Raw genomic sequence first — 20,863 nt, 5'->3', positions numbered from 1 at the left:
GTTCTGCTGATGGCGTCACTTGCAACGGAGTCGACCATGAATCCCATCAAGCTTTATCACTTTCCGCTTTCCGGCCACGCGCATCGCGTTCAGTTGATGCTTTCCTTGCTCGGGTTGCCCGTCGAGGTGGTTTTTGTTGACCTGGCCAAAGGCGAACAAAAACAGGCAGATTTCCTGGCCATTAATGCCTTTGGCCAAGTGCCGGTCATTGACGATGACGGTATGGTGCTGGCCGATTCCAACGCCATCCTGGTGTACCTGGCAAGCAAGTATGGCAAGGGTCGCTGGTTGCCAACGGATCCGGTCGGCGCCGCCCGGGTACAGCGCTGGTTGTCGGTGGCGGCCGGGCCGCTCCATGCGGGGCCGGCCGCGGCGCGATTGATTACGGTATTCGGCGCGCCTTACAACGCAGAGGAGGTGATCGCCCGTTCCCACAGCCTGCTCAAAGTCATGGATCAACACTTGAGCAGCAGCGCGTATCTGACAGGTGACGTTGCGACGATTGCCGATGTTGCCGGCTACAGCTACATCGCCCATGCCCCGGAGGGCAATGTGTCGCTGGAAGACTACCCCCACGTACGTGCATGGCTGGGGCGGATCGAGGCCTTGCCCGGGTTCGTCGGTATGCCGCGTACGGTTGCCGGGTTGCAACAGCACGCCTGAAAATGCACTGAGTCACCTTGAGGCGAGGGGATTTATCCACTCGCCTCATCGGTGAGTGTTACGCGTAGGAAAGCGCCTTTTGCTCCAGCAACGCCTCATACAGTTGCAGCCATTTGCGGCCCATCTCCTCGGAGGTGAACAACTGCCGGTAACGCTCTTCGGCCCTGATGCCCATTTCCCTGGCCTGTGCCGGGTTGTCCCACAGGGTACGCATCGCTTCCCGGAAAGCTTCGGGGTTGCTGGGGGGCACCACCAGGCCGGTTTCATTGTGGATATTGATGTAGCTGGTGCCGGTGCCGATCTCGCTGGAAATCATCGGTTTACCATACATCGCGCCTTCGAGCAGGGAGATGCCAAACGCTTCAGAGCGCAGGTGTGAAGGGAACACGATGGCGTAGCTCAGCTCCAGCAATGCCACCTTGTCTTCATCGTCCAGGCGTCCGAGGAAGTGCAGGTTGCGCAGGCCCAGCGCCTGTGCCTGGGCATGCAGTTCTTTCTCCAGCGGGCCTGCACCGACGATGACCACCGGATAATCCACGCCTTTGAGGGCGTCGAGCAGAATGTGCAGGCCCTTGTAATAACGCATCACCCCCACGAACAGAAAGAAGCGCTCGCCCAATTTCGCCTTCCACTGCGCGATGCGTTCAGCGTCACGCTGTGGATAACTGGCTTTGTTCAAGCCATAGGTAATGATCTGGGTCTTATCGCGGTACTCCTTGAGCACGTCGCTGGTATGCACATAGTTAGGTGATGCCGCGACGATGCGATCCGCGCCGTTCAAGAAGCGTCGCATCAGGGGGCGATACAGTTTCAGCAGGTGCCGCTGACGCACGATGTCCGAATGGTAGGTGACCACATAGGGTTTTTTCAGGGCGCTGCAAAAATGCACCAGGTCCATGAATGGCCAGGGGAAGTGGTAGTTGATTACGTCTGCTTCGGCAGCCAGCTCGCGGAATTTCTTGAAAACACTGTAGGAAAACCCGGTGGAGGCCAGTTGGAAGTCCATCCGGGCCTGATGAACCTTATGCTGTCGGATGCTGATCGGACCCGGCGCTGGATCGTTGCTCAGCGTCAGCACGGTGTTATCGATGCCCAATCGGTCACTGCTGTCGCACAGCTGGAAAATAACCTGTTCGATGCCGCCCATGGAGTCAGGCAGATAGGTTTTGTAAAAGTGCAGGACTCGCATTCAACCTCCCAGAACCTGGCGATACGCCTGGGCGGTCACCTGTGCACACCGTTGCCAGGAAAAAAGCGCTGCTTGTTGCAACCCGGCTTCACGACACGCCTGCCAATGCAGGCGATCTTCGATCAACTGGCCCATGGCTTCGCGCATGCCTTGGGGATCGTCGGGGTCGCAATAATTGCCGGCCGCCCCGGCCACTTCCGGCATCGCCGAGCAGCGGGTGGTAATCACCGGGGTGCCGCTGGCCATGGCTTCGAGCACCGGCAGGCCAAAGCCTTCATAGCGCGACGGAAAAATCAGTGCACGTGCCCCTGCCAATAGCTGGGCAACCTGTTCGTCGGGCAAGTAGCCCGCGAGACAAACATGACCTCCGGCCAGGGCATTTTTCAACTCGTCGCTGAGTTGTGCGCGCTGCCATCCGCTCATTCCTACGATGAACAAAGGGAAAGTCTGACGGACGGATTCAGGTAGCCTGGCGTGGGCGCGCAGGGCCAGCGACAGGTTCTTGCGTGGCTCCAGGGTGCCGACACACAGAAAATATCGGCCCGCTTCCAGCCCATGGGCTTTGAGAACCCCATCGATGGCTTCGGGTTCGCGTGGATGGAAACGTGCAGCAGCCCCCAGCGGGGCGACTCTCAAGCGTTCCGCGCAAAGGCCGAAGTGTTCTCGGGCTTCATCGGCGATGAACTGCGAGTCCGTCAGAATCAGCTGCGACTGCTCTACCGCACGGCTGAGCCGACGCTCGATTTCCCTCAGTCGTGCCGGTGGTTGCGTCTCGGGGTAGCGCAGGTGCGTCAGGTCATGCAGCGTCATCACCGTCGGCCCTTCGAAGGCCAGGGGCCACAGGCTCGGTTCGTGATACAGGTCGATGGCGCGGGAACGGCCCTGATCGAAGCGTTTCTGTTCCAGCCAGCGCCGCGCCCGATAGGCCCCCGGTACTTGGCGCAGCAAAGGTGTAAGCCGCGAGTAACCTGGCGTGGCCGCTTGCGGCAACTGCGAGCTCCAGCCCCAGCCGTGGAACAATGACAGCTGTACATCCGGCTCCTGGGCCAGGGCAGTAGCCAGTTCCGCCACGTAATGGCCGATGCCGGTGCGTGGCGCCTGGAGAATCCGGGCGTTCAGAGCTATTCGCATGCGGTTTCCCTGTCGAGGATCACTTCATCGATGTGTCGCTCGATTCGCTCCACCAATTGCGCACTGGCCTGGCGCCAGCTCAGCCAGTGCCATTTATCGAGGGGACGACTGGCCGGGAAAACCCCGCTGTTTTCCATACCGGTCACCAGGTCTGCCAGGCTCTGGGGATCTTCGAGATTGAAATAGGCCATGAATTCACCGCCGATTTCTCGAAATACCTCAATGTCGCTGCCCATCGCCGGCAAGCCGCGTTGCATGGCCTCCACCAGCGGCAGACCAAAGCCTTCAACGTAGGAGGGGAACACCAGCGCAGTGGCATTTTGGTAAGCGTGTTCCAGGCTATGGTCCGAAAGATTGTTGAACATAAACAGGCGGCTGTTGAGTTGCGGGTGACGCTTTATGCGCTCGATCAAGTCCTCACATTTCCAGCCAATTTTTCCGACGATGCATAACCTTGCCTTTGAGCCGGCAGCCCAGGCGCGTTCGAACGCATCGAGCAGGTAAGCGTGGTTCTTGCGTGGTTCGATGGTGCTGACCATCAGGAACACCGGTTCGGGCTGCGTGAATACTCGCAGCAGTTTGCTGTCGATGGCGCTGGTGGCATCCGCCAAATCCAGTTCGCTGCCCAAGTGGAAATAGTCGAACCAACGTTCACTGACCTGCTGTTCGCCAACGCGCTGCTCCATCTCCAGCCGAACCTGATCACGGATGGTGCTGGAGATCGCGATGTAACCGTCAGCGGTGCGGGCAATCCAGTCGAACCAATGATTGAATACCTTGACCAGGCCGGCGTCGCAGAACTGCGGATGGGTCAGGGGAATCAGGTCGTAGATCACCGATACAATCCCGACCCCATCGCGCTTGAGCTGTTCGGCCAGAGGAAAGAAATCGGCGTGCCAGGAAGAGTCCAGCAACACCAGCTGATCGCCGGGCCGGTGCTGCAATGGTACGCAGCGCGTCGGGACGTGCTGGCGTTTGAGCAAGCGATCGAGCACCCGGATCGGAATGCTCAGAAAGCCCAGGGCAAACAGCCGGCAGCCGAAGTACAACGCGTGGCGCGCCCATCGCGACTGGCTGAAGGGGCGTCGCCGTTCGAGCGTTCGATGCCTGAGCCAGAACAGGCTGGCGAATTGCTCCAGCTGTACCCGCAGGCTGACCAGATCCAGCCCCCTGGAGGGCAACGGGGCGAGGCTCTTCACTTCGTACAACTTGCCCCGCAGTATCACAACGGGGATGCATTCGTGCTCTGCCTCTCTGGCCGGCAGTTCGCGGATAACGTTGCGCACTACTCGCTGAATCCCGGAATTGGCTCTGGGATGTTCATACACGTAGGTGCATTCCATCAGCAGGCGAGTCATGGCAGTTCCTTTTGCGTCAGTTCCTCAACCGCTGGTAATGCCGTGCGCTGGATGCTGGTGCGGGCCTGCAGCCACGAACAGCCAACGAAATCTTCCTGGCGATTGTTGATGACGTGGAACACCAGCCCGTAGTCGCGCCATTCGAAGTTGCGGTCCAGGTGCGAATCCAGTCGGGACAGGCTCAGCGCGACAGAGTAATTGCCCTTGCCCAGGCGCATGTCGAAACTGAAACGGAAGGTGACGTGTTCGCCGGCCTTGAGGTCGGTCACGGCTTTATCCTGGCGATGGGTGTTGATGCCGTACATGGGCTGGCCGAGGCGGTCCTTGATCAGGAAACCCAGCACCAGCCGCTCGATGTCCTGGCGGATTTCGACCCGCACCTGCAACACCATCGGTTGGCCGATTTCGGCCACTTCCACCGGCTGGCCCTGACTGTTCAACAGCTGTACATCAACAATGCCGGCCTCGCCGGTGCCGGAGATGGTACGGACCTGGCCGTTGGCGAGCATTTCCTGGCGGACGATCTGGCCCTCGCGCTGGGCAAGCATTGCGTTGTAATAATCCATCACCTCTTCCGGCTTGCCGCGCATGGCCATGCGCCCGTGCTCCAGCAGGATGGCGGTGTCGCAGATCGACTGAATCGCCGAGCGGTCGTGGGACACGATCAGCAGCGTCGTACCGGCCTTGCGAAAACTGCGGATGCGCTCAAAGCTTTTATGCTGGAAGTAGGCGTCACCCACCGACAGGGCTTCATCGACGATCAGGATATCCGGGCGGCGGGCCGTGGCGACGCTGAAGGCCAGGCGCATTTGCATGCCACTGGAATAGGTGCGTACCGGCTGGTCGATGGCCGCGCCGATTTCGGCAAAACCTTCGATCTCAGGCATCAACGATTCGATTTCCTCCACCTGCATGCCCAGCAACTGCCCGGCCATGAAAGCGTTCTGGCGGCCGGTGAAGTCCGGGTGGAACCCCATGCCCAGCTCCAGCAACGCCGCGACGCGGCCACGCAATTGAATGTGGCCGCAGGTGGGTTGGGTGGTGCCGGTGATCATTTTGAGCAACGTGCTTTTGCCCGCGCCGTTGACCCCGACGATGCCGACGGCTTCACCGGGCTGGATCTCGAAATCGACGCCCTGCAGGACCCAGTGCAATTGATGACGCGGGCGGGAAAAGGGAATCAGCCATTCGAACAACCGGCTCCAACGGTTCGGATACTGCTTGTAGGCCTTGCCCAGGCCACTGACGCGTAAATGCCCCATCAGAGTTCATCCACCATTTCACCGCCGCGGCGTCGAAACATCCGCAAACCGGTGACGCACATCAGTAGGCCGATGACCAACAGCGGTGTCAGCGAACTCCAGACCGGCCACTGGTTGTAGAGAAACAGATTCTGGTAACTCTGCATCAGCGCTGTCATGGGGTTGAGGGCCAGCAGTTGCTGGATCGACGGCGGAAGGATGGTCATCGGGTAAACAATGGGCGTCAGCCAGAACCAGAATTGCAGGCAAATGCCAAACAGTTGCCCGACATCGCGAAAGAACACATTGAGAATCCCCAGCAACATGCCCAGCCCGGCGGCGAACATCACCTGCAGGGCCAGCAATGGCACCAGCGCCAGCAACGTCATCCCTGGCCAGCGGCCGGTGATCAACAGGAAACCGAGAAAAAGGCCGAGGATGATCGCGAAGTTGATCCCGGCGTTGAACAGCACAATCACCGGCAGGCAGATCCTGGGAAAGCTGATCTTCTTCAGCAGATTGGCGTTTTCCAGAAACATGCCCTGACTGCGGGTCGTGATCTCGGCGAAGAACCCCCAGGTCAGCAGCCCGGCGCAGAGGTAAACGCTGTAGGCCATGCCATCGTCCACCCCCGGCAGGCGGGCGCGCATGATGTGGGAAAAAATCACGGTGTAGACGAGGATCATCGACAGCGGGTTGAGCACGGTCCACAACGCGCCGAACAAAGAGTTGCGATAACGCGCCTGGAATTCGCGCTTGACGCTGCCGAGGACAAAACCGCGGTAGCTCCACAGCGCACGGTGCAAGGTCAGCAACATCAGACGGCCCTGCCGTAGTGATCCTCGAAGCGCACGATGTCGTCTTCTCCCAGGTACTCACCGCTCTGGACTTCGATGATCACCAGATCGATGACGCCGGGGTTCTCGAGCCGATGGCGGTGCCCGGCGGGGATGAACGTCGATTCGTTCTTGGCCACCAGATGAGCCTCCGAGCCATTGTTGGTGACCTTGGCCATGCCTTCGACGACCACCCAATGTTCGTTGCGGTGATGATGCATTTGCAGGGACAGCGCCGCGCCTGGCTTGACCACGATGCGCTTGATCTTGAAGCGCGGGCCTTGTTCCAGCACGGTGTAGCTGCCCCATGGACGGCTGACCGTGCGATGCAGGCGATAGGCTTCGTGTTCCTTGTCCTTGAGCTGGCGCGCGACGCGGCGCACATCCTGGGCCCGGTCGGAATGGGCGACGAGGATGGCGTCGGCGGTGTCGATGATGATCAGGTTTTCCACACCCAGCGCGGCCACCAACCGTCCCTCACTCTGGACATAGTTGTTCTGGCTGTCGATGAACAACGCCTCACCGCTGACGCGGTTGTTCTGTGCATCGGCGGGCACCAGATCGGCGACGGCACTCCAGGAGCCGATGTCGCTCCAGTCGAATGCGGCAGGGACCACCACCACATTACTGGAGCGCTCCATCAAGGCGTAGTCGATGGAGATGTCCGGCATTTCGGAAAAATGCGCGGCGGACAGTTCCTGTTGTACGCAACCTGATGTCTCCACGGCCGTGCTCGCGGCTATGCAGGCGCGAGCCTGTTCCAGCAACGCCGGGGCGTGGTTCTGCAATTCCGCCAACAGGGTTTTGACTGAAAAACAGAACATGCCCGAGTTCCACAGGAAACGGCCGCTTTCCAGATAGTGTGTTGCGGTTTGCAGGTCGGGTTTTTCGACGAAGCGCACGACCTTGGCAGCGCCCTGGGTATCCAGGGGTTTACCCCGTTCTATATAACCGAAGCCGGTTTCCGGTGTCGTGGGCAGTACACCGAAGGTCACCAGATAACCGCTTTTGGCCAGTTGCGTGGCATGCTCCACGCTAGCCTTGAAGGCCGCCTCGTTCTGGATCAGGTGGTCTGCGGGCATCACCATCAGGATGGCATCGTCACCGTGCAGGGCTTGCACCGCGAGCGTCGCCGTAGCGATGGCCGGCGCGGTGTTGCGGCCTGTCGGTTCAAGTACGAAATGGCCGCGATGGCGTGCCAGATGTGCGCTTTGGTAGTGGTCGCGGCTCTGAAAGTAATACTCGCGATTGGTCACGGTAACGATGTCGCCGCGGCCGTCGAACAACCCGGCGGCGCGTCGGTAGGTCTTGCTCAGCAGCGACTGGCCGTCAGGCAGGATCATGAAGGGTTTGGGATGGCCCTCGCGGGACATCGGCCACAACCTCGTGCCGGCACCGCCGGAGAGAATCATGGGAATCAGCATGGCCTACTCCTTGGCGACGCGTTTCATGTCCGCATCCATCATCATGCGGATCAGGGTGTCGAGGTCGGTCCGGGGTTTCCAGCCAAGAACCCGTTGGGCCTTGGCCGGGTTGCCGAGCAACACGTCCACCTCAGCCGGGCGGAAAAACGCCGGGTCGATCTTCACGAAGTCACGGTAGTCCAGGCCCACATGCTCGAAGGCTATCCTGCACATCTCGCGCACAGTGGTGGTCACGCCTGTGGCAACCACGTAATCGTCGGGTTTGTCCTGTTGCAACATCAGCCACATGGCTTCGACATAATCGCCGGCAAAACCCCAGTCGCGCTTGGTGTCGATATTGCCCAGGCGTAACTCCTGCTGTTTGCCTTGCTTGATGCGCGCAGCAGCGTCGGTGACTTTGCGCGTCACGAATTCGATGCCGCGCAGGGGCGATTCATGATTGAAAAGAATGCCGCTGCTGGCGTGCAGACCGAAGCTTTCGCGGTAATTGACGGTGATCCAGTGGCCGTACAGTTTCGCCACGCCATAGGGGCTGCGTGGATAGAACGGGGTGTGCTCATCCTGCTGCTCGGCCTGGATAAGGCCAAACATTTCGCTGGTGGACGCCTGGTAGAAACGGGTTTGAGGGCTGAACTGGCGAATGCCTTCGAGCAGGTGGGTCACCCCGAGGCCATCGACGATTCCCGTGGTCACCGGCTGGTTCCATGAAGCGGCGACGAAACTCTGCGCGGCCAGGTTATACACCTCGTCCGGCGCTGACTTGATCACGGCGCGTTGTACCGAGCAGGCATCGGCCATGTCGCCGTCCAGGTAAACAATGTCGTTCTCGATCCCGGTCTCGCGTAGCCGCCAGCGCGAATCGCTGCTTCGTCGGGCCACCAGGCCATGAACTTTGTAACGCTTGTCGAGCAGTAACTTGGCCAGATACGCGCCGTCCTGGCCGGTGATCCCTGTGATCAATGCACTTTTCATTCTTGTTGTACCCGTATCTCCCAGTCGGACAGGATCGCCCGCAAGGATTGTTGTGTTGTTGTTTCAGGCGTCCATCCCGTGGCCTGGCGTAGCTTGGCAGGGCTACCGCAGACGCGACGCTGTTCTGCGCGGCGAAGACGCGCAGGGTCCTGGATCAATTGCACATCGACCTGGGCGATGTCGCCCAATTGTTCGATCAGGCTGCGAATGCTTTGCTCGTGACCCGAGCAGATGTTGTAGGTCTGCCCCGGCGCGCCGTGATCCAGCAACGCCAGGTAGGCTGAAATCACATCGCCTACGTCAAGAAAGTCGCGGGTGACATCGATATCGCCCACTTGCAACTGGGCCGATTGCAGGCCCAGCTTGATGCGGCTGATCTGCCGGGCCGCGCTGGCGATGACGAAGCTGTCTTTCTGACCGGTGCCGATGTGGTTGAAAGGGCGGGCTACCAGTACCGGCCAGCCTTCGCTCATGCCCCATTGCAGGCTCAGCAGTTCGGCTGACAGCTTGCTGACGGCATAGGGGTTGCGCGGGGCAGGGGCGTGCAGTTCGGTAATGGGGAGCTGGGTTTCATTGACCTGGCCATACACATCACCAGAGCTGACATACAGAAATGTTCCGGTGAACCCCCGGGCCTTGAGGGCCTGGAGAAGATTCAAGGTGCCAAGCAGGTTGATTTGCAGGGTGCGGGCCGGATCGCGAAAGGCTTCGGGAACGAATGTCTGGCCTGCCAGGTGGATCACGGCATCGGGGATCTCGGGCCAGAGACCTTCCAGGGATCTACCGTCTGTCAGGTCATAACGGCTTGGGACGGACATCACCTGCCAACTGGAATTGGGGGCATCCAGGCGAGATTTGATGTGGCGTCCTACGAAACCGCCGAGGCCTGTTACGAACAGACGTTTTTTCAAGCACCAGCCCTCTCGATGCAAACTTCGTCTGGTGCGGATCTGAGTAGGATATTTCCGTAAGTTCGGAGAAACCCAGTTGAAAGTCAGCCCAGATGAAGCGTTTGTTGTAGTTGTTTGGTTGCCAATCTGTGCCAATTTCGAAGCAATTTCAACCATGTAAATCGTGACCGGTCAGTTCTCATATTTATAGCCGGTTTATTCTCATTCGCCTGTTCACGAACCCTTGGTTGATGTGGTTAGAATGCCCCTTGTCACGATCCCTGCGATGTCGATTTCAAGTCGAACCACGGGGCAAGGGCCACTAAAAACAAGAACGAGACGGGTACGCAGACAATCGACGAGCAACGGCCTCCTGGCCGGGCCGGTTCGTGAGTCGACCGTCATGAGGTGGAGTCGCCGGGATGGCCGCTCCATGATGGGATGCCATGAATTTCATTCTTTACTCGGACGTAAACGATCACTCCATCAGCCAGAGCCTCGGCCGCCCTGAGTACAGTTATTACTTCGTGCTCAAGGCTTATCGCCCCGTGCTGGAAAGCCTGGGCCGGGTGCATGTGGTGTCATCGGTCGCCGAGGTCGATCCGCTCTATCAAACGTTGCAGCAGGCGGGGCAGGACTGTCTGTTTCTCTCGTTTTCACCTCCCCACAAGACGCCCGTCGATCTGTTGTGCCCCATGGTCTGCGTGGTGGCCTGGGAGTTCGACTCGATCCCGGCCGAGCACTGGGATGACGACCTGCGCCATGACTGGAGCCGCACGCTGGCGCGCCATGGCCGGGTGATTACCCTGTCCAGCCACACGGCCGAGGCGATCCGTCGTACGTTGGGCGAGGATTTCCCGGTGCTGGTCTTGCCCACGCCGCTGTGGGAACGCTTCGCTGCGGTTCGTGAGCAATATCCCATCACACCGGTCAATCCGGGCACGCTCCTGCAGATCAAGGGCTGCATCATCGACAGCCGCCCCCTTGGGCTGTCGGCAGATGGCTTGATCGCTCCGCTTGCCGAAGGGGCATCGGGGAGGGCGTCCAGCGAACCTGCGGCCCTGACGTGGCGGCGCCGCGCTTTCATCTCCCGGCATTACCTGCGCGAAGTGCTGCGCGCCTTGACCGCAAAGGCTACCCAAGGGCCGTTGTGGCTGATCAAGCACAATCTGTTGTGCTGGTATCGCGAAGCGGTTCGCGACCTGGTGCCAGTGCCGGTGCGCATTTTGGTGAGCCGACTGATGAGAGGCCCGACGCGGCCTGTGCCAGGTGTCGTCGAGTCCACTCCAGAGTCGGCGTCACCGGAACATCCCCAAGCGGTGCTGCCGGATACCCATCGGGTGGTGGAAACCCAAGTCAGCGGGGTGGTCTATGTCAGCGTGTTCAACCCCGATGACGGTCGCAAGAACTGGCATCACTTGATCACGGCATTTTGTTGGGCGCTGCGGGACGTCGAGGACGCCACGCTGGTGCTGAAAATGACCCAGAACGACCTGTCGACCTACTACGTCGAGTTGCTCACGCTGCTGTCCCAGCTATCGCCGTTCAGCTGTCGGGTAGTGGTGATGCATGGCTATTTGGAGGACGAACAATTCGCCCGGTTGTACGGTGCGGCGAGTTTTTACGTCAATGCTTCGCGCTGCGAAGGCTTGTGCCTGCCGCTGATGGAGTTCATGTCTTGCGCGCGCCCGGCCATCGCGCCGGACCACACGGCGATGCGTGACTACATCGATAGCGAGGTGGCCTTTATCGTCAAATCCAGCCATGAACCCACCATCTGGCCGGAAGATTCGCGCATTTTGTACCGCACCCTGCGCCATCGGCCCGACTGGGGATCGCTGAAACTTGCTTACCAACAGAGCTACGCCATGGCCCGGCATCAGCCGCAGGCCTACCAGGCCATGGCGGTGGCGGCGAATGAGCGCATGCGTCGCTATTGCGGTTTTACCCCGGTGCAGCAGCGCCTGGTGGATTTCCTGGCCCCGCAAGGCCGTGCCGAGAGTGCGCCGCTGCTGGCCCAGGTGGGCTCCACATCATGCTGATCATCGTTTATTCGGAAACCAATCAGAGCAACATTCTGGCGAACCTCGGCAAACCCGAATACAGCTATTACTTCGTGCTCAAGGAGTTTCGCCCGGTACTGGAGCGGCTGGGACACGTCATTGAAGTGACCCGGCCGGAAGAAGAAGTCGATCAGCTATATGCCGATTGCCTGGGGCGCGGCGAGGATTGTGTCTTCCTGTCCTTTTCCCCGCCCCATCGCACAGATGCCCACTACGCCTGCCCGACGATTCCCGTCTTCGCCTGGGAGTTCAGCACCATTCCAACCGAAAGCTGGCAGGGTGAGCCGCGGCACGACTGGCGAGTGGTCCTTGGCGCGACCGGCATGGCGATTACCCATTCCAGCTTCACCGTCCACGCCGTGCGGGAGGTAATGGGGGCGGACTTCCCCATCGTTGCCATTGCCGCTCCGGTATGGGACCGGTTTTACGCGCGCGGTGCGGTGCTGGCCCAGCGACCTACGGTCGATCACATGCGCCTGCAGTTGCGCGGGCTGTTGATCGACAGCCGCACCGTCGACCTGCGGCCCTACGGCCCGCCAGCGCACCAGGCCGGTACGGCGCTGGTTTTTGATGCGCCGGCCCAGGATTGCGAGCTGCTTCTGGACGGAGTGGTGTATACGTCGGTCTTCAACCCTTACGATGGACGCAAGAACTGGAAGGACATGATAAGCGCATTTTGCGCGACGTTCCGCGACGTTCCTGACGCAACGCTGGTACTCAAGCTGACCCACCACGACGTCACCGCCGCTCTCAACGACATGCTGCACCATGTCTACAAGAACCAGTCATACCGTTGCCGCATCGTGCTGATCCACGGTTACCTGGCGGACGCGGACTACGAGCGGTTGGTGGAGGCCACTCGCTATGTGGTCAACTGCTCTTACGGCGAAGGCCAATGCTTGCCCCTGATGGAGTTCATGTCCTGCGGCCGGCCGGCGATTGCACCCGTGAACACGGCGATGGCCGATTACATCGACCACGACAATGCCTTCGTCGTCGAGTGCACCGAGGAACTGACTGCCTGGCCCCACGACCCGCGTGCAGCGTTTCGAACCCTGCGCTATGTCACCGATTGGGACTCGCTGTGCTCGGCCTATCGCGCCAGCTACGACGTGGCCAAAAACGACCCCGAGCGTTATCGCCGCATGTCGGCCCATGCCGTGCGCAGTCTGGAAACGTTCTGCAGCCAGGCCAACGCCGAGCAGCGTCTGCGGGTGTTTTTTGAACAGGTATTGGAGCGTCGCCGGAACGCGCAGCAGCCATGATCGGGCGGTTGCTGGCGTGGCTCAGGCCGCCCGTCGTACCTGCCGTGTCGCCATCGACTGGCGCCGTGTCGCCCCGTGACGTGGGCCTCTACGATGCAATGCTCGACGGCTGGTTTCTCAACGACAGCGGCGAGCTGCTCAAAGGCTTTGCTATCACCGCCCAGGACACCTTGTTGGACGTTGGTTGCGGGGAGGGCGTGGCGACCTTGTTTGCAGTACGCCAAGGCGCTTCAGTGATTTTTACCGACAGCGAGCACGACAAGGTGCGCAGCCTGGCCCGTCAGGTCGAGGCCCAGACCCGCGCGCCGTTTCTGGGTCTGGTCAGCAATAGCCTGCCGCTGCCGCTGGCCGATGGCTGCGCTGACAAAATCGTGTGCATGGAAGTGCTCGAGCATGTCGACCAACCCGAGCCGTTCATGGCCGAACTGGTGCGCATGGGTCGGCCAGGGGCGCAGTACCTGCTCAGCGTGCCGGCCCCGGTGGGTGAGCATTTACAGCAGGGCATCGCACCGCCGGGTTACTTCCAGTCTCCCAACCATGTGCAGATTTTCAGTGCCGAACGATTCGCTGCATTGGTGGAGGACGCGGGGCTGGTCATTGAGCATCGCCAGGCCAGCGGCTTTTTCTGGGTCATGGGCATGATTTTTTTCTGGGCCAGTGAACGCGCGGCCGGACGAGCCCTCGAGGGGGCGGTGCGTGACCGGATCCAGGCGCCTTACCCGCCGCTGATGGAGAGCTGGGCGAGTCTCTGGCAGGGCGTGCTGACACGACCCGATGGCCTGGCGATCAAGCAGGTCCTCGATCAATTCATGCCCAAGAGCCAGGTCATCATTGCCCGCAAACCTGATCCTGCCACCCGGAGCTCAGCATGAGCAGCAAGCGAATCATGGACATCGAGTTGTTGCGCGCCGTTGCGGTGATGGGCGTGTTGTTTCATCACGTACAAGGCATGCCGTTTCCCGGCGGATGGCCGCGTCTGTCGGCTCTTTCCGGTAGCTTCCAACTATGGTGGGGCGTGGATCTGTTCTTCGCGATATCGGGCTTTGTCATTGGCCGCAGTCTGATCCCGCAACTGCGCGGTTGTGACAATTCTCGGCAGTTCTGGGCCACCGCCCGCGAATTCTGGATTCGCCGGGCGTTTCGCCTGCTGCCGTCGGCGTGGCTCTGGTTGCTGCTGATGCTGCTGGCTGCGTTGTTTTTTAATCGTTCCGGTGCGTTTGGCAGTGTGCAAGCCAACGTACAGGCGACCCTGGCCGGTTTTCTGCAATTCGCCAATTTGCGTTTTGCTGATGCATTCATGCGGTATGAATATGGTGCGAGCTTTGTTTACTGGACGCTCTCGCTGGAAGAGCAGTTCTATTTGATTCTGCCGCTGCTGGTGTTCGTCTCGCGCCGGTATCTGGTCTGGGTGTTGCTGGCGGTGGTGCTGGTACAGTTTTTCACCTGGCGTGCGGTATGGCTCTCGGTGATCCGCACCGACGCCCTGGCCCTCGGCGTGCTGCTGTCGATCTGGAGCTTGCGGCACGGGTACGGGCGGTTCGAGCCCAAGTGGCTGCGCTGGCCCGGAGCGGGGATGTTGCTGATCGTCGTTTTGGGGGGCGTGATGGCGTGGATTGCCACTGAACACTTCAATCTGTCGTTCTACCGTCTTGGGGTCATCGCGCTGCTCAGTGCCGTGCTGGTATGGGTGGCCTCCTATGACCGGGACTATCTCCTGCCCCGCAGCCCTTTGAAAACCGCGTTGACCTGGGTTGGCAGCCGCTCCTACGGGATTTATCTGATCCACATCCCGGTGTTTTTCCTGCTGCGCGAGCTGTGGTTTCGTTTCGCCCCGTTGGAGTCGCCGGACATGGCGAGTGATCCCTGGCTGGCCCTTGCCTGTGCCTTGACGCTGATCGGGCTGTTGAGCGAACTCAACTACCGGATGGTTGAAATGCCCATGCGCCAGCGCGGAGCTCAACTGGTTGAACGCCTGCGTGCCGCCCGTCCCGTCCTTCCCGTCTCTGGAGCCCCTTCATGCTGAGCCTTTTGAAGAAACTCACCACGGGTACGCCCGCGCCCGCAACACCAGCGGCCGACAAGGTCGATCCCTATATGCTCGGGCTGCACGATGCGATGCTCAGCGGCTGGTTCAATCAGCAAACCGGAGAGCTGTTCAGCGGTTTCCCGGTTGCGCCTGAGGACATATTGCTGGACGTTGGCTGCGGCGACGGTGGCAACGTGCATTTTTGTGGCATGCGCGGGGCGAAGATTATCATCGCCGACATCGACGCGGCCAAGGTCGAGGCCACCCGCCAGCGCTTGAGCGACACTCCGGCGCGTGACGTCGAATGCCATGTGACCGACTGCAACCCGCTGCCCATTGCCGATGGTACGGTCACCCGCGTGGTGTCCACGGAAGTCATTGAGCATGTCGACGACCCGGCGCAGTTTCTCGCCGAGCTGGTCCGGGTCGGCCGGCCCGGCGCGCTGTACCTGTTGAGCGTGCCGCACCCCAGCTCCGAAGATCTGCAAAAAGACATCGCCGCGCCGGAGTATTTCCAGAAGCCCAACCACATTCGCATCATCAGTGAAGAGCAGTTCAAGGCGATGGTCAGCGAGGCCGGGCTGGAGGTGTTGAGCCACAGCCAGTACGGTTTCTACTGGTCGATGTGGATGCTGTTGTTCTGGGAAGCGAAAGTCGATTTCAGCAATGCCGACCACCCGTTGCTCAACCATTGGGCCGACACCTGGCAAGCGGTGCTCAATTCGCCACGCGGCGCGCAGATCAAGCAGGCGCTGGACGCGGTGGTGGCCAAGAGTCAGGTGATTATTGCGCGTAAGCCTGAATGACAGGGTGCCGAGGATGAATTCATTTGTGGCAGGTGCGGGAGGGGTTAATCTGCCAGCCTTTTTTGGGTGCTGAAACTCCATGGCTTTTCTTTTCCGGCTATCGCTGATCCTTGCCGCAGTGCTGTTAAGCGGCTGTGAACAGTCCCCGCCACCGGCTCTCGATCAACAACTCTATGTCTGGCAGCGCCAGTGGACGCCGGCTCACGTGCCGGCGCTGCAACAAAGCCACAGGGATTTTTCCAGCCTGCGCATTCTTGCCTTGCAGGCCTTTCCCCAGGCCGGCTGGAGCCGCGCGCGGATCGATGCGCAACTGCTCAAGGCTGACGGTCGACCGCTGATCGCAGTGATACGCCTGGACGGTCAGCTCAAATTTCTGGATCAGGACGATGTGATCGCGCAGATCCAGCAGCTGCTGAGCGACTGGCAAGCGCAAGGCCTGGCCCCAGTAGGGATCGAGATCGACCACGACGCCGGTAGTGCGCGACTGCCTGCCTATGGCGCATTTTTGAACCGCTTGCGGCAAGCCCTGCCCGCCACGCTGGGGCTGAGCATCACGGCATTACCTGCCTGGCTCGACAGCCCTGCGTTGCCAGGGCTGCTGCGGACGGTGGACAGCAGCGTGTTGCAGGTCCATGCGGTCAGTGATCCCCGGCAGGGGCTGTTCGACCCGAAACAGGCTTTGCGCTGGGCCGAACGCTGGAGCGGTGTTACCACGCGACCGTTCTATCTGGCCCTGCCAGCCTACGGCATGGCGCTGTTGACTCAGGACAGTGGTGTGCCGGTGGTTGAAAGTGAAGTGCCGATCGATCAAGGCGGCGAACGTCGTGAGCTGCTGGCCGACCCGCAGCAAGTGGCCGGGCTGGTGACAGAACTGCGGGCCGACCCGCCGACACATCTGGCCGGGCTGATCTGGTTTCGCCTGCCGCTGGCGGATGACCGACGTGCCTGGAGTTTGACCACCCTCGGTGCCGTTGCGCGGGGAGACCGCCTGGATAGTCGCCTGGCCTTGCGTGTGCGTGAACAGGACGGGCTTTACGATATTGAGTTGGTTAACCAGGGCAATCTCGACAGCCCCTGGCCCCAACGCCTGACCTTGGTCGTTGGCGCCTGCGACGGTGCCGATGCGCTGGCGGGGTACACGTTGCAACAAACTCCCGGACTGCTTACCTTCACCCGCATTCAGGAAGGCCGCCTGGCCGCCGGCGCCCAGCGTGCCGTTGGCTGGGCGCGCTGTACGAAAATTGACCAAGGAGGTTTCAATGTTCACCCGTAAGTGGCCCAGTCGTCTGCTCTGTCTGAGCCTCAGCCTGCCGTTGGGCCAGGTGCTGGCCTGCGGACCGGATTTCCCGATGCGCCTGCTGGATAACCGCAGCCAATCGCTGGCGGATCTGCCCGAAGGCAGCTTTCGCTTCGAGATCAGTCGCCTCGGCCACGCCATAGCCGGGCTCAAGTCGGCCTCCGATGCGACGGCCAACCCGGATCAGCGTTATGGTGATGTGCCTGCCTACGTCGAACAACGCAACAAGGCCGAACGGCTTGGCCTGACCCCGCCGCAGCAAGCGGTGGTGGAGCGGGTGCGGGCGCTGACCGACGTTCAGCAGGTCACCACCGAAGCGGCGAATCTGCCTGCCGAACTGCGGCTGTACGCGATCGGCGCGGCAGCCTTCAACGCCGGCGAGCATGCGCTGGCGGTCGATTCGTTCCGTCAGTTGCTCGCGTTGCCATCGCATGAGCGCCGGTTGCGCAGCACATGGGCCGCGTATTCCCTGGGACGGGCCTTGTTCGCCATGAGCAGCGAGGCGGGCAGCGGTGAACCGGCCGTATTGCTGGAGCAGGCTCAAGAGGCGTTCCGTCAGGCTCGTCAGTTGAGCATCAGTGGCTTCAGCGACCCGTTGGAGCTGGGTGTCGCCAGCCTCGGCGAAGAAGCCCGGGTTGCCTACACCCGTGACGATTGGAACAGTGCCATTGAACTCTACGCCAGCCAGAACCTGCTGGGCTCCGAGGTCGGCTACAGTTCGTTGAAACAATTGGTCGGTGACCTGAGCGAGCTGCCGGACGAGCAGTTGATGCGCCAGCTCAAAGGCAAAGCAGTGCAGCAACTGCTCACCGCTTCGTTGCTCAGCCGTATCGGTTGGTCATTCGGTGAGCAACCGGCCGGCGAGAAGCGGCTGGTCAAGTTGCTGCAAGCCAGCACCCGTGACAGTCTCGATAATGCCGATCGTCTGGCGGCGGTGAATTATCAGCAAGGCGATTATGCCGCCGCCAAGGCGTTCCTGGAAAAGGCCGGGGATAGCGGGCTGGCCTGGTGGCTGCGGGCCAAACTGGCGGTGCGCGAGGGTGACAAAGGCGCCGCGGCGGCGGCCTATGCCAAAGCCGCCCAGGCGTTTCCCAAAGACGAGTCGTGGGGCGAGCGACGCACGCCGGATTGGAATTACGAGTCCGTGCAACCCAAGTGCCGGGTCGAAGGCGAAAGCGCGATCCTGGCCTTGCAACGGGGCGATTACCTTCAAGCCTTCGATCAGCTCTACCGCAGCCAGAGCATTTATTGGTATGACGCCGCTACGGTCGCTGAGCGGGTGCTGACCGTCGACGAGCTCAAGCAGTACGTCGATGCTCAAGTCCCGGCGGTGCCGCCGTTGAGCCAGCAGGATCGCGACAATTACGTGCAACTGCCGGTGGCCGCGAACCTGCGCAATCTGCTGGGGCGTCGCTTGCTGCGAGAAGGACGTTACGACGAGGCGCCGGACTACTTCGACAACGTCGAGCTACAGAACCAGGCCCGAGCGTATGGGCAGTTGCGCCAGGAGGCCGAGTCCAGGTGGTGGCCCACTCGACGGGCCGAGGCGTATTTCAATGCGTCCTGGTTCGCGCGTACCCACGGTATGGAACTGCTCGGTTACGAGATGGCACCGGACTACGCTACCTTTGGCGGCAACTATAGCCTTGAACCCGCCGACCTGAAGGTCGGACCGCTGATCAGCGAAGGCGAGTGGCAACGCCAGCAGGCCAGCGCCGCGCAACCGGACGCGCGTTATCACTATCGTTTTGTCGCCACGGCGTTGGCGAGCCAGGCGGCCGATAACCTGCCCCATACCAGCCATGCGTTTGCGGCGGTGCTGTGCGCCGCGGTGGGGTACAACTCCAGCCTGGCGGAGCAACGCGCGCTGTATCAACGTTATGTGCAGCACGGCCCTTACGTGGAGTGGGCCTGGGATTTTGGCCGCCACTGCCCTTATCCTGATTTTGGCAACGCGGACAAACGCTACGTGACCCAGGCGCTGGAGCCGATTCGTTCGGTGTTGCGGCCCTATAAGGTTTGGCTGCAAATAACCGGTGGCCTGCTGGTGGTGGCGCTGGGGCTGGGATTGATCAGCCGTCGCCAGCGCAAGGCCCGGATTTCGGCTCGTTAAGCTTTGTAGACATCCACAACACGCGGGGAGCAAGCCTTGCTCCCCGCGTGTTGTGGATAAGTTCACGCATTACATCTGTGTCGCCATCCCTTCCACATTCATCGCCGCCTGGCGCAAGGCTTCCGAGCGGGTAGGGTGCGGATGACAGGTCAAGGCGATGTCCTGGGCTGAGGCACTGAACTCCATGGCGACGCAGTATTCCCCGATCATCTCGCTGACGCTTGGCCCCACTAGGTGTACGCCGAGGATTTCATCGGTCCGTTCATCGGCCAGTACTTTGGCGAAACCTTCGGTCTCGTGGTTGATCTTCGCCCGGCTGTTGGCCGTGAACGGAAACTTCCCGACCTTGTAGGCGCGGCCTTCAGCCTTGAGCTGTTCTTCGGTCTTGCCGACGCTGGCCAGTTCTGGACGGGTGTAGATAACGTTGGGGATCAGGTCATAGTTGACCTCGCCGGCCTTGCCGACGATCTGTTCGATGCAGGCCATGGCCTCGTCTTCCGCCTTGTGGGCCAGCATCGGACCGGATGTCACGTCGCCGATCACCCACACGCCGGGCGCTTCGGTGCGGTGGCCGTTGTTGGCGAGCAGGCCGCGTTTGTCGGTGCTGAGGCCGACGTTCTCAAGCCCCAGCCCCTGGGTATACGGCCGACGGCCAATGGCGACCAGCACATAATCTGCGTCCATGAGCTGCGTCTCGCCGCCCGCTGCAGGCTCAACCTGCAATTGCACGCCGCTGGCCGAAGACGTGGCGCCGGTGACTTTGGAACTCAGTTTGAACTGGATGCCTTGTTTGGCCAGGGCCCGTTGCAAGGTCTTGCCGGCCTCGCCATCCACGCCAGGACAGACGCGATCGAGGTATTCCACCACCGTGACCTCAGCGCCCAGGCGCCGCCAGACCGAACCCAATTCGAGGCCGATGACACCTGCGCCGATCACCACCAGATGACGCGGCACTTCACTCAAGGACAATGCACCGGTGGAGTCGAGGATGCGCTGGTTATCGATCTCCACACCCGGCAGGGGAGTGGGCTCGGAACCGGTGGCGATGACGATGTCCTTGGCGCTCAGTGTGGTCTTGCCGCCGTCTTCACCAGTGACCGTCACTGTGCCGGGCCCGTCGATGTGGCCCCAGCCCTTGATCCATTCGACCTTGTTCTTGCGAAACAGGAACTCGATACCCTTGGTCAGGCCTGCCACGCTCTCGTCCTTCTGCTTCATCATTTGAGCGAGGTTGAGGGTGGGGCTGACTTCGATGCCCAGATTGGCGAATGGCGTTCCCATGGCCGCTTCGTACAGCTCCGAGGCGTGGAGCAATGCTTTGGAGGGCATGCAACCGACGTTCAGGCAGGTGCCGCCCAAGGTGGCTCGGCCCTCGACACAGGCGGCCTTCAAGCCCAACTGTCCGGCGCGAATCGCCGCGTTATACCCACCGGGGCCACCGCCCAGAATGATCACGTCGTAGTTGCTCATGGCGCTTCTCCCGCTCTGCTTGAGAAAAATTATGATCGTAATATGTGCGTTCTCGAATATCTCGGTCAAGGGCCAGGGTCGAGAATTTGCGAGAAGGTGCTCAAACATAAATTTCACAA

Annotated in this window: 17 protein-coding genes; 8 read left to right on the top strand and 9 right to left on the bottom strand. The window is 60.9% G+C overall.

What is annotated here, in order from left to right; all coding sequences use genetic code 11:
* The first annotated feature begins 36 nt into the window (after window positions 1–36).
* Window positions 37–663, top strand: a complete 627-nt coding sequence (locus tag GSM73_RS02090) for a glutathione S-transferase family protein (protein ID WP_160891442.1) — start codon at window positions 37–39, stop codon at window positions 661–663.
* Between the two features lie 58 nt (window positions 664–721).
* On the opposite strand, the gene GSM73_RS02085 is transcribed toward GSM73_RS02090, so the two are convergent.
* From GSM73_RS02085 to GSM73_RS02050, 8 genes are read right to left on the bottom strand one after another with little or no spacing between them, the layout of a single operon-like run.
* A complete protein-coding gene (locus GSM73_RS02085) occupies window positions 722–1,852 on the bottom strand; it encodes a glycosyltransferase family 4 protein (protein ID WP_047226659.1) in 1,131 nt (376 codons plus the stop codon).
* Window positions 1,853–2,983: a glycosyltransferase family 1 protein gene (locus GSM73_RS02080; RefSeq protein ID WP_076383173.1), complete on the bottom strand. Its 1,131-nt coding sequence runs from the start codon at window positions 2,981–2,983 to the stop codon at window positions 1,853–1,855.
* The gene (locus tag GSM73_RS02075; RefSeq protein ID WP_160891440.1) at window positions 2,974–4,341 is read right to left on the bottom strand and encodes a glycosyltransferase family 1 protein; all 1,368 of its coding nucleotides are present in this window, start codon (window positions 4,339–4,341) and stop codon (window positions 2,974–2,976) included. The genes GSM73_RS02080 and GSM73_RS02075 overlap by 10 nt, the downstream gene beginning before the upstream one ends.
* The gene (locus GSM73_RS02070; protein WP_047226662.1) at window positions 4,338–5,603 is read right to left on the bottom strand and encodes an ABC transporter ATP-binding protein; all 1,266 of its coding nucleotides are present in this window, start codon (window positions 5,601–5,603) and stop codon (window positions 4,338–4,340) included. The genes GSM73_RS02075 and GSM73_RS02070 overlap by 4 nt, the downstream gene beginning before the upstream one ends.
* Window positions 5,603–6,400, bottom strand: coding sequence for an ABC transporter permease (locus tag GSM73_RS02065; protein ID WP_047226663.1), 798 nt, complete (start codon window positions 6,398–6,400; stop codon window positions 5,603–5,605). Before GSM73_RS02065 ends, GSM73_RS02070 begins: the two co-directional genes overlap by 1 nt.
* The gene (locus tag GSM73_RS02060) at window positions 6,400–7,842 is read right to left on the bottom strand and encodes a mannose-1-phosphate guanylyltransferase/mannose-6-phosphate isomerase (protein WP_076383175.1); all 1,443 of its coding nucleotides are present in this window, start codon (window positions 7,840–7,842) and stop codon (window positions 6,400–6,402) included. Before GSM73_RS02060 ends, GSM73_RS02065 begins: the two co-directional genes overlap by 1 nt.
* Window positions 7,843–7,845: 3 nt before the next feature.
* Window positions 7,846–8,814 (bottom strand): GDP-mannose 4,6-dehydratase, encoded by a 969-nt coding sequence (gmd, locus tag GSM73_RS02055; RefSeq protein WP_160891438.1) that lies wholly within the window; start codon window positions 8,812–8,814, stop codon window positions 7,846–7,848.
* A complete protein-coding gene (locus tag GSM73_RS02050) occupies window positions 8,811–9,725 on the bottom strand; it encodes a GDP-mannose 4,6-dehydratase (RefSeq protein ID WP_076383176.1) in 915 nt (304 codons plus the stop codon). Before GSM73_RS02050 ends, gmd begins: the two co-directional genes overlap by 4 nt.
* A 425-nt stretch (window positions 9,726–10,150) precedes the next feature.
* Here GSM73_RS02050 and GSM73_RS02045 point away from each other — a divergent pair, with 425 nt between their 5' ends.
* The 7 genes from GSM73_RS02045 to GSM73_RS02015 all read left to right on the top strand — a co-directional run bounded on the left by GSM73_RS02045 (window position 10,151) and on the right by GSM73_RS02015 (window position 19,274).
* Complete coding sequence (locus GSM73_RS02045) at window positions 10,151–11,746, top strand: glycosyltransferase (RefSeq protein ID WP_160891436.1); 1,596 nt, start codon at window positions 10,151–10,153, stop codon at window positions 11,744–11,746.
* On the top strand, window positions 11,740–13,032 hold the full coding sequence (locus tag GSM73_RS02040; RefSeq protein ID WP_107323165.1) for a glycosyltransferase: 1,293 nt from the start codon (window positions 11,740–11,742) through the stop codon (window positions 13,030–13,032). The genes GSM73_RS02045 and GSM73_RS02040 overlap by 7 nt, the downstream gene beginning before the upstream one ends.
* Window positions 13,029–13,904: a bifunctional 2-polyprenyl-6-hydroxyphenol methylase/3-demethylubiquinol 3-O-methyltransferase UbiG gene (locus GSM73_RS02035; RefSeq protein WP_160891434.1), complete on the top strand. Its 876-nt coding sequence runs from the start codon at window positions 13,029–13,031 to the stop codon at window positions 13,902–13,904. Before GSM73_RS02040 ends, GSM73_RS02035 begins: the two co-directional genes overlap by 4 nt.
* Window positions 13,901–15,055 (top strand): acyltransferase, encoded by a 1,155-nt coding sequence (locus GSM73_RS02030; RefSeq protein WP_076383180.1) that lies wholly within the window; start codon window positions 13,901–13,903, stop codon window positions 15,053–15,055. The genes GSM73_RS02035 and GSM73_RS02030 overlap by 4 nt, the downstream gene beginning before the upstream one ends.
* Window positions 15,049–15,864: a class I SAM-dependent methyltransferase gene (locus tag GSM73_RS02025; RefSeq protein ID WP_160891432.1), complete on the top strand. Its 816-nt coding sequence runs from the start codon at window positions 15,049–15,051 to the stop codon at window positions 15,862–15,864. The genes GSM73_RS02030 and GSM73_RS02025 overlap by 7 nt, the downstream gene beginning before the upstream one ends.
* 79 nt (window positions 15,865–15,943) lie before the next feature.
* Window positions 15,944–17,137: a DUF3142 domain-containing protein gene (locus GSM73_RS02020; protein WP_076383182.1), complete on the top strand. Its 1,194-nt coding sequence runs from the start codon at window positions 15,944–15,946 to the stop codon at window positions 17,135–17,137.
* Window positions 17,124–19,274 (top strand): hypothetical protein, encoded by a 2,151-nt coding sequence (locus GSM73_RS02015; protein WP_160891430.1) that lies wholly within the window; start codon window positions 17,124–17,126, stop codon window positions 19,272–19,274. Before GSM73_RS02020 ends, GSM73_RS02015 begins: the two co-directional genes overlap by 14 nt.
* A gap of 69 nt (window positions 19,275–19,343) precedes the next feature.
* Here the strand turns inward: GSM73_RS02015 and lpdA are convergent, their stop codons facing one another.
* A complete protein-coding gene (gene lpdA / locus GSM73_RS02010) occupies window positions 19,344–20,744 on the bottom strand; it encodes a dihydrolipoyl dehydrogenase (protein WP_160891428.1) in 1,401 nt (466 codons plus the stop codon).
* Window positions 20,745–20,863 lie beyond the last annotated feature (119 nt).

This window comes from Pseudomonas sp. PICF6 (genome assembly GCF_009831705.1).
GTDB classification, from domain to species: domain Bacteria; phylum Pseudomonadota; class Gammaproteobacteria; order Pseudomonadales; family Pseudomonadaceae; genus Aquipseudomonas; species Aquipseudomonas rhizophila.
Note: the sequence above shows the minus strand (reverse complement) of the source record. Positions and strands in the feature narration are given on the sequence as shown.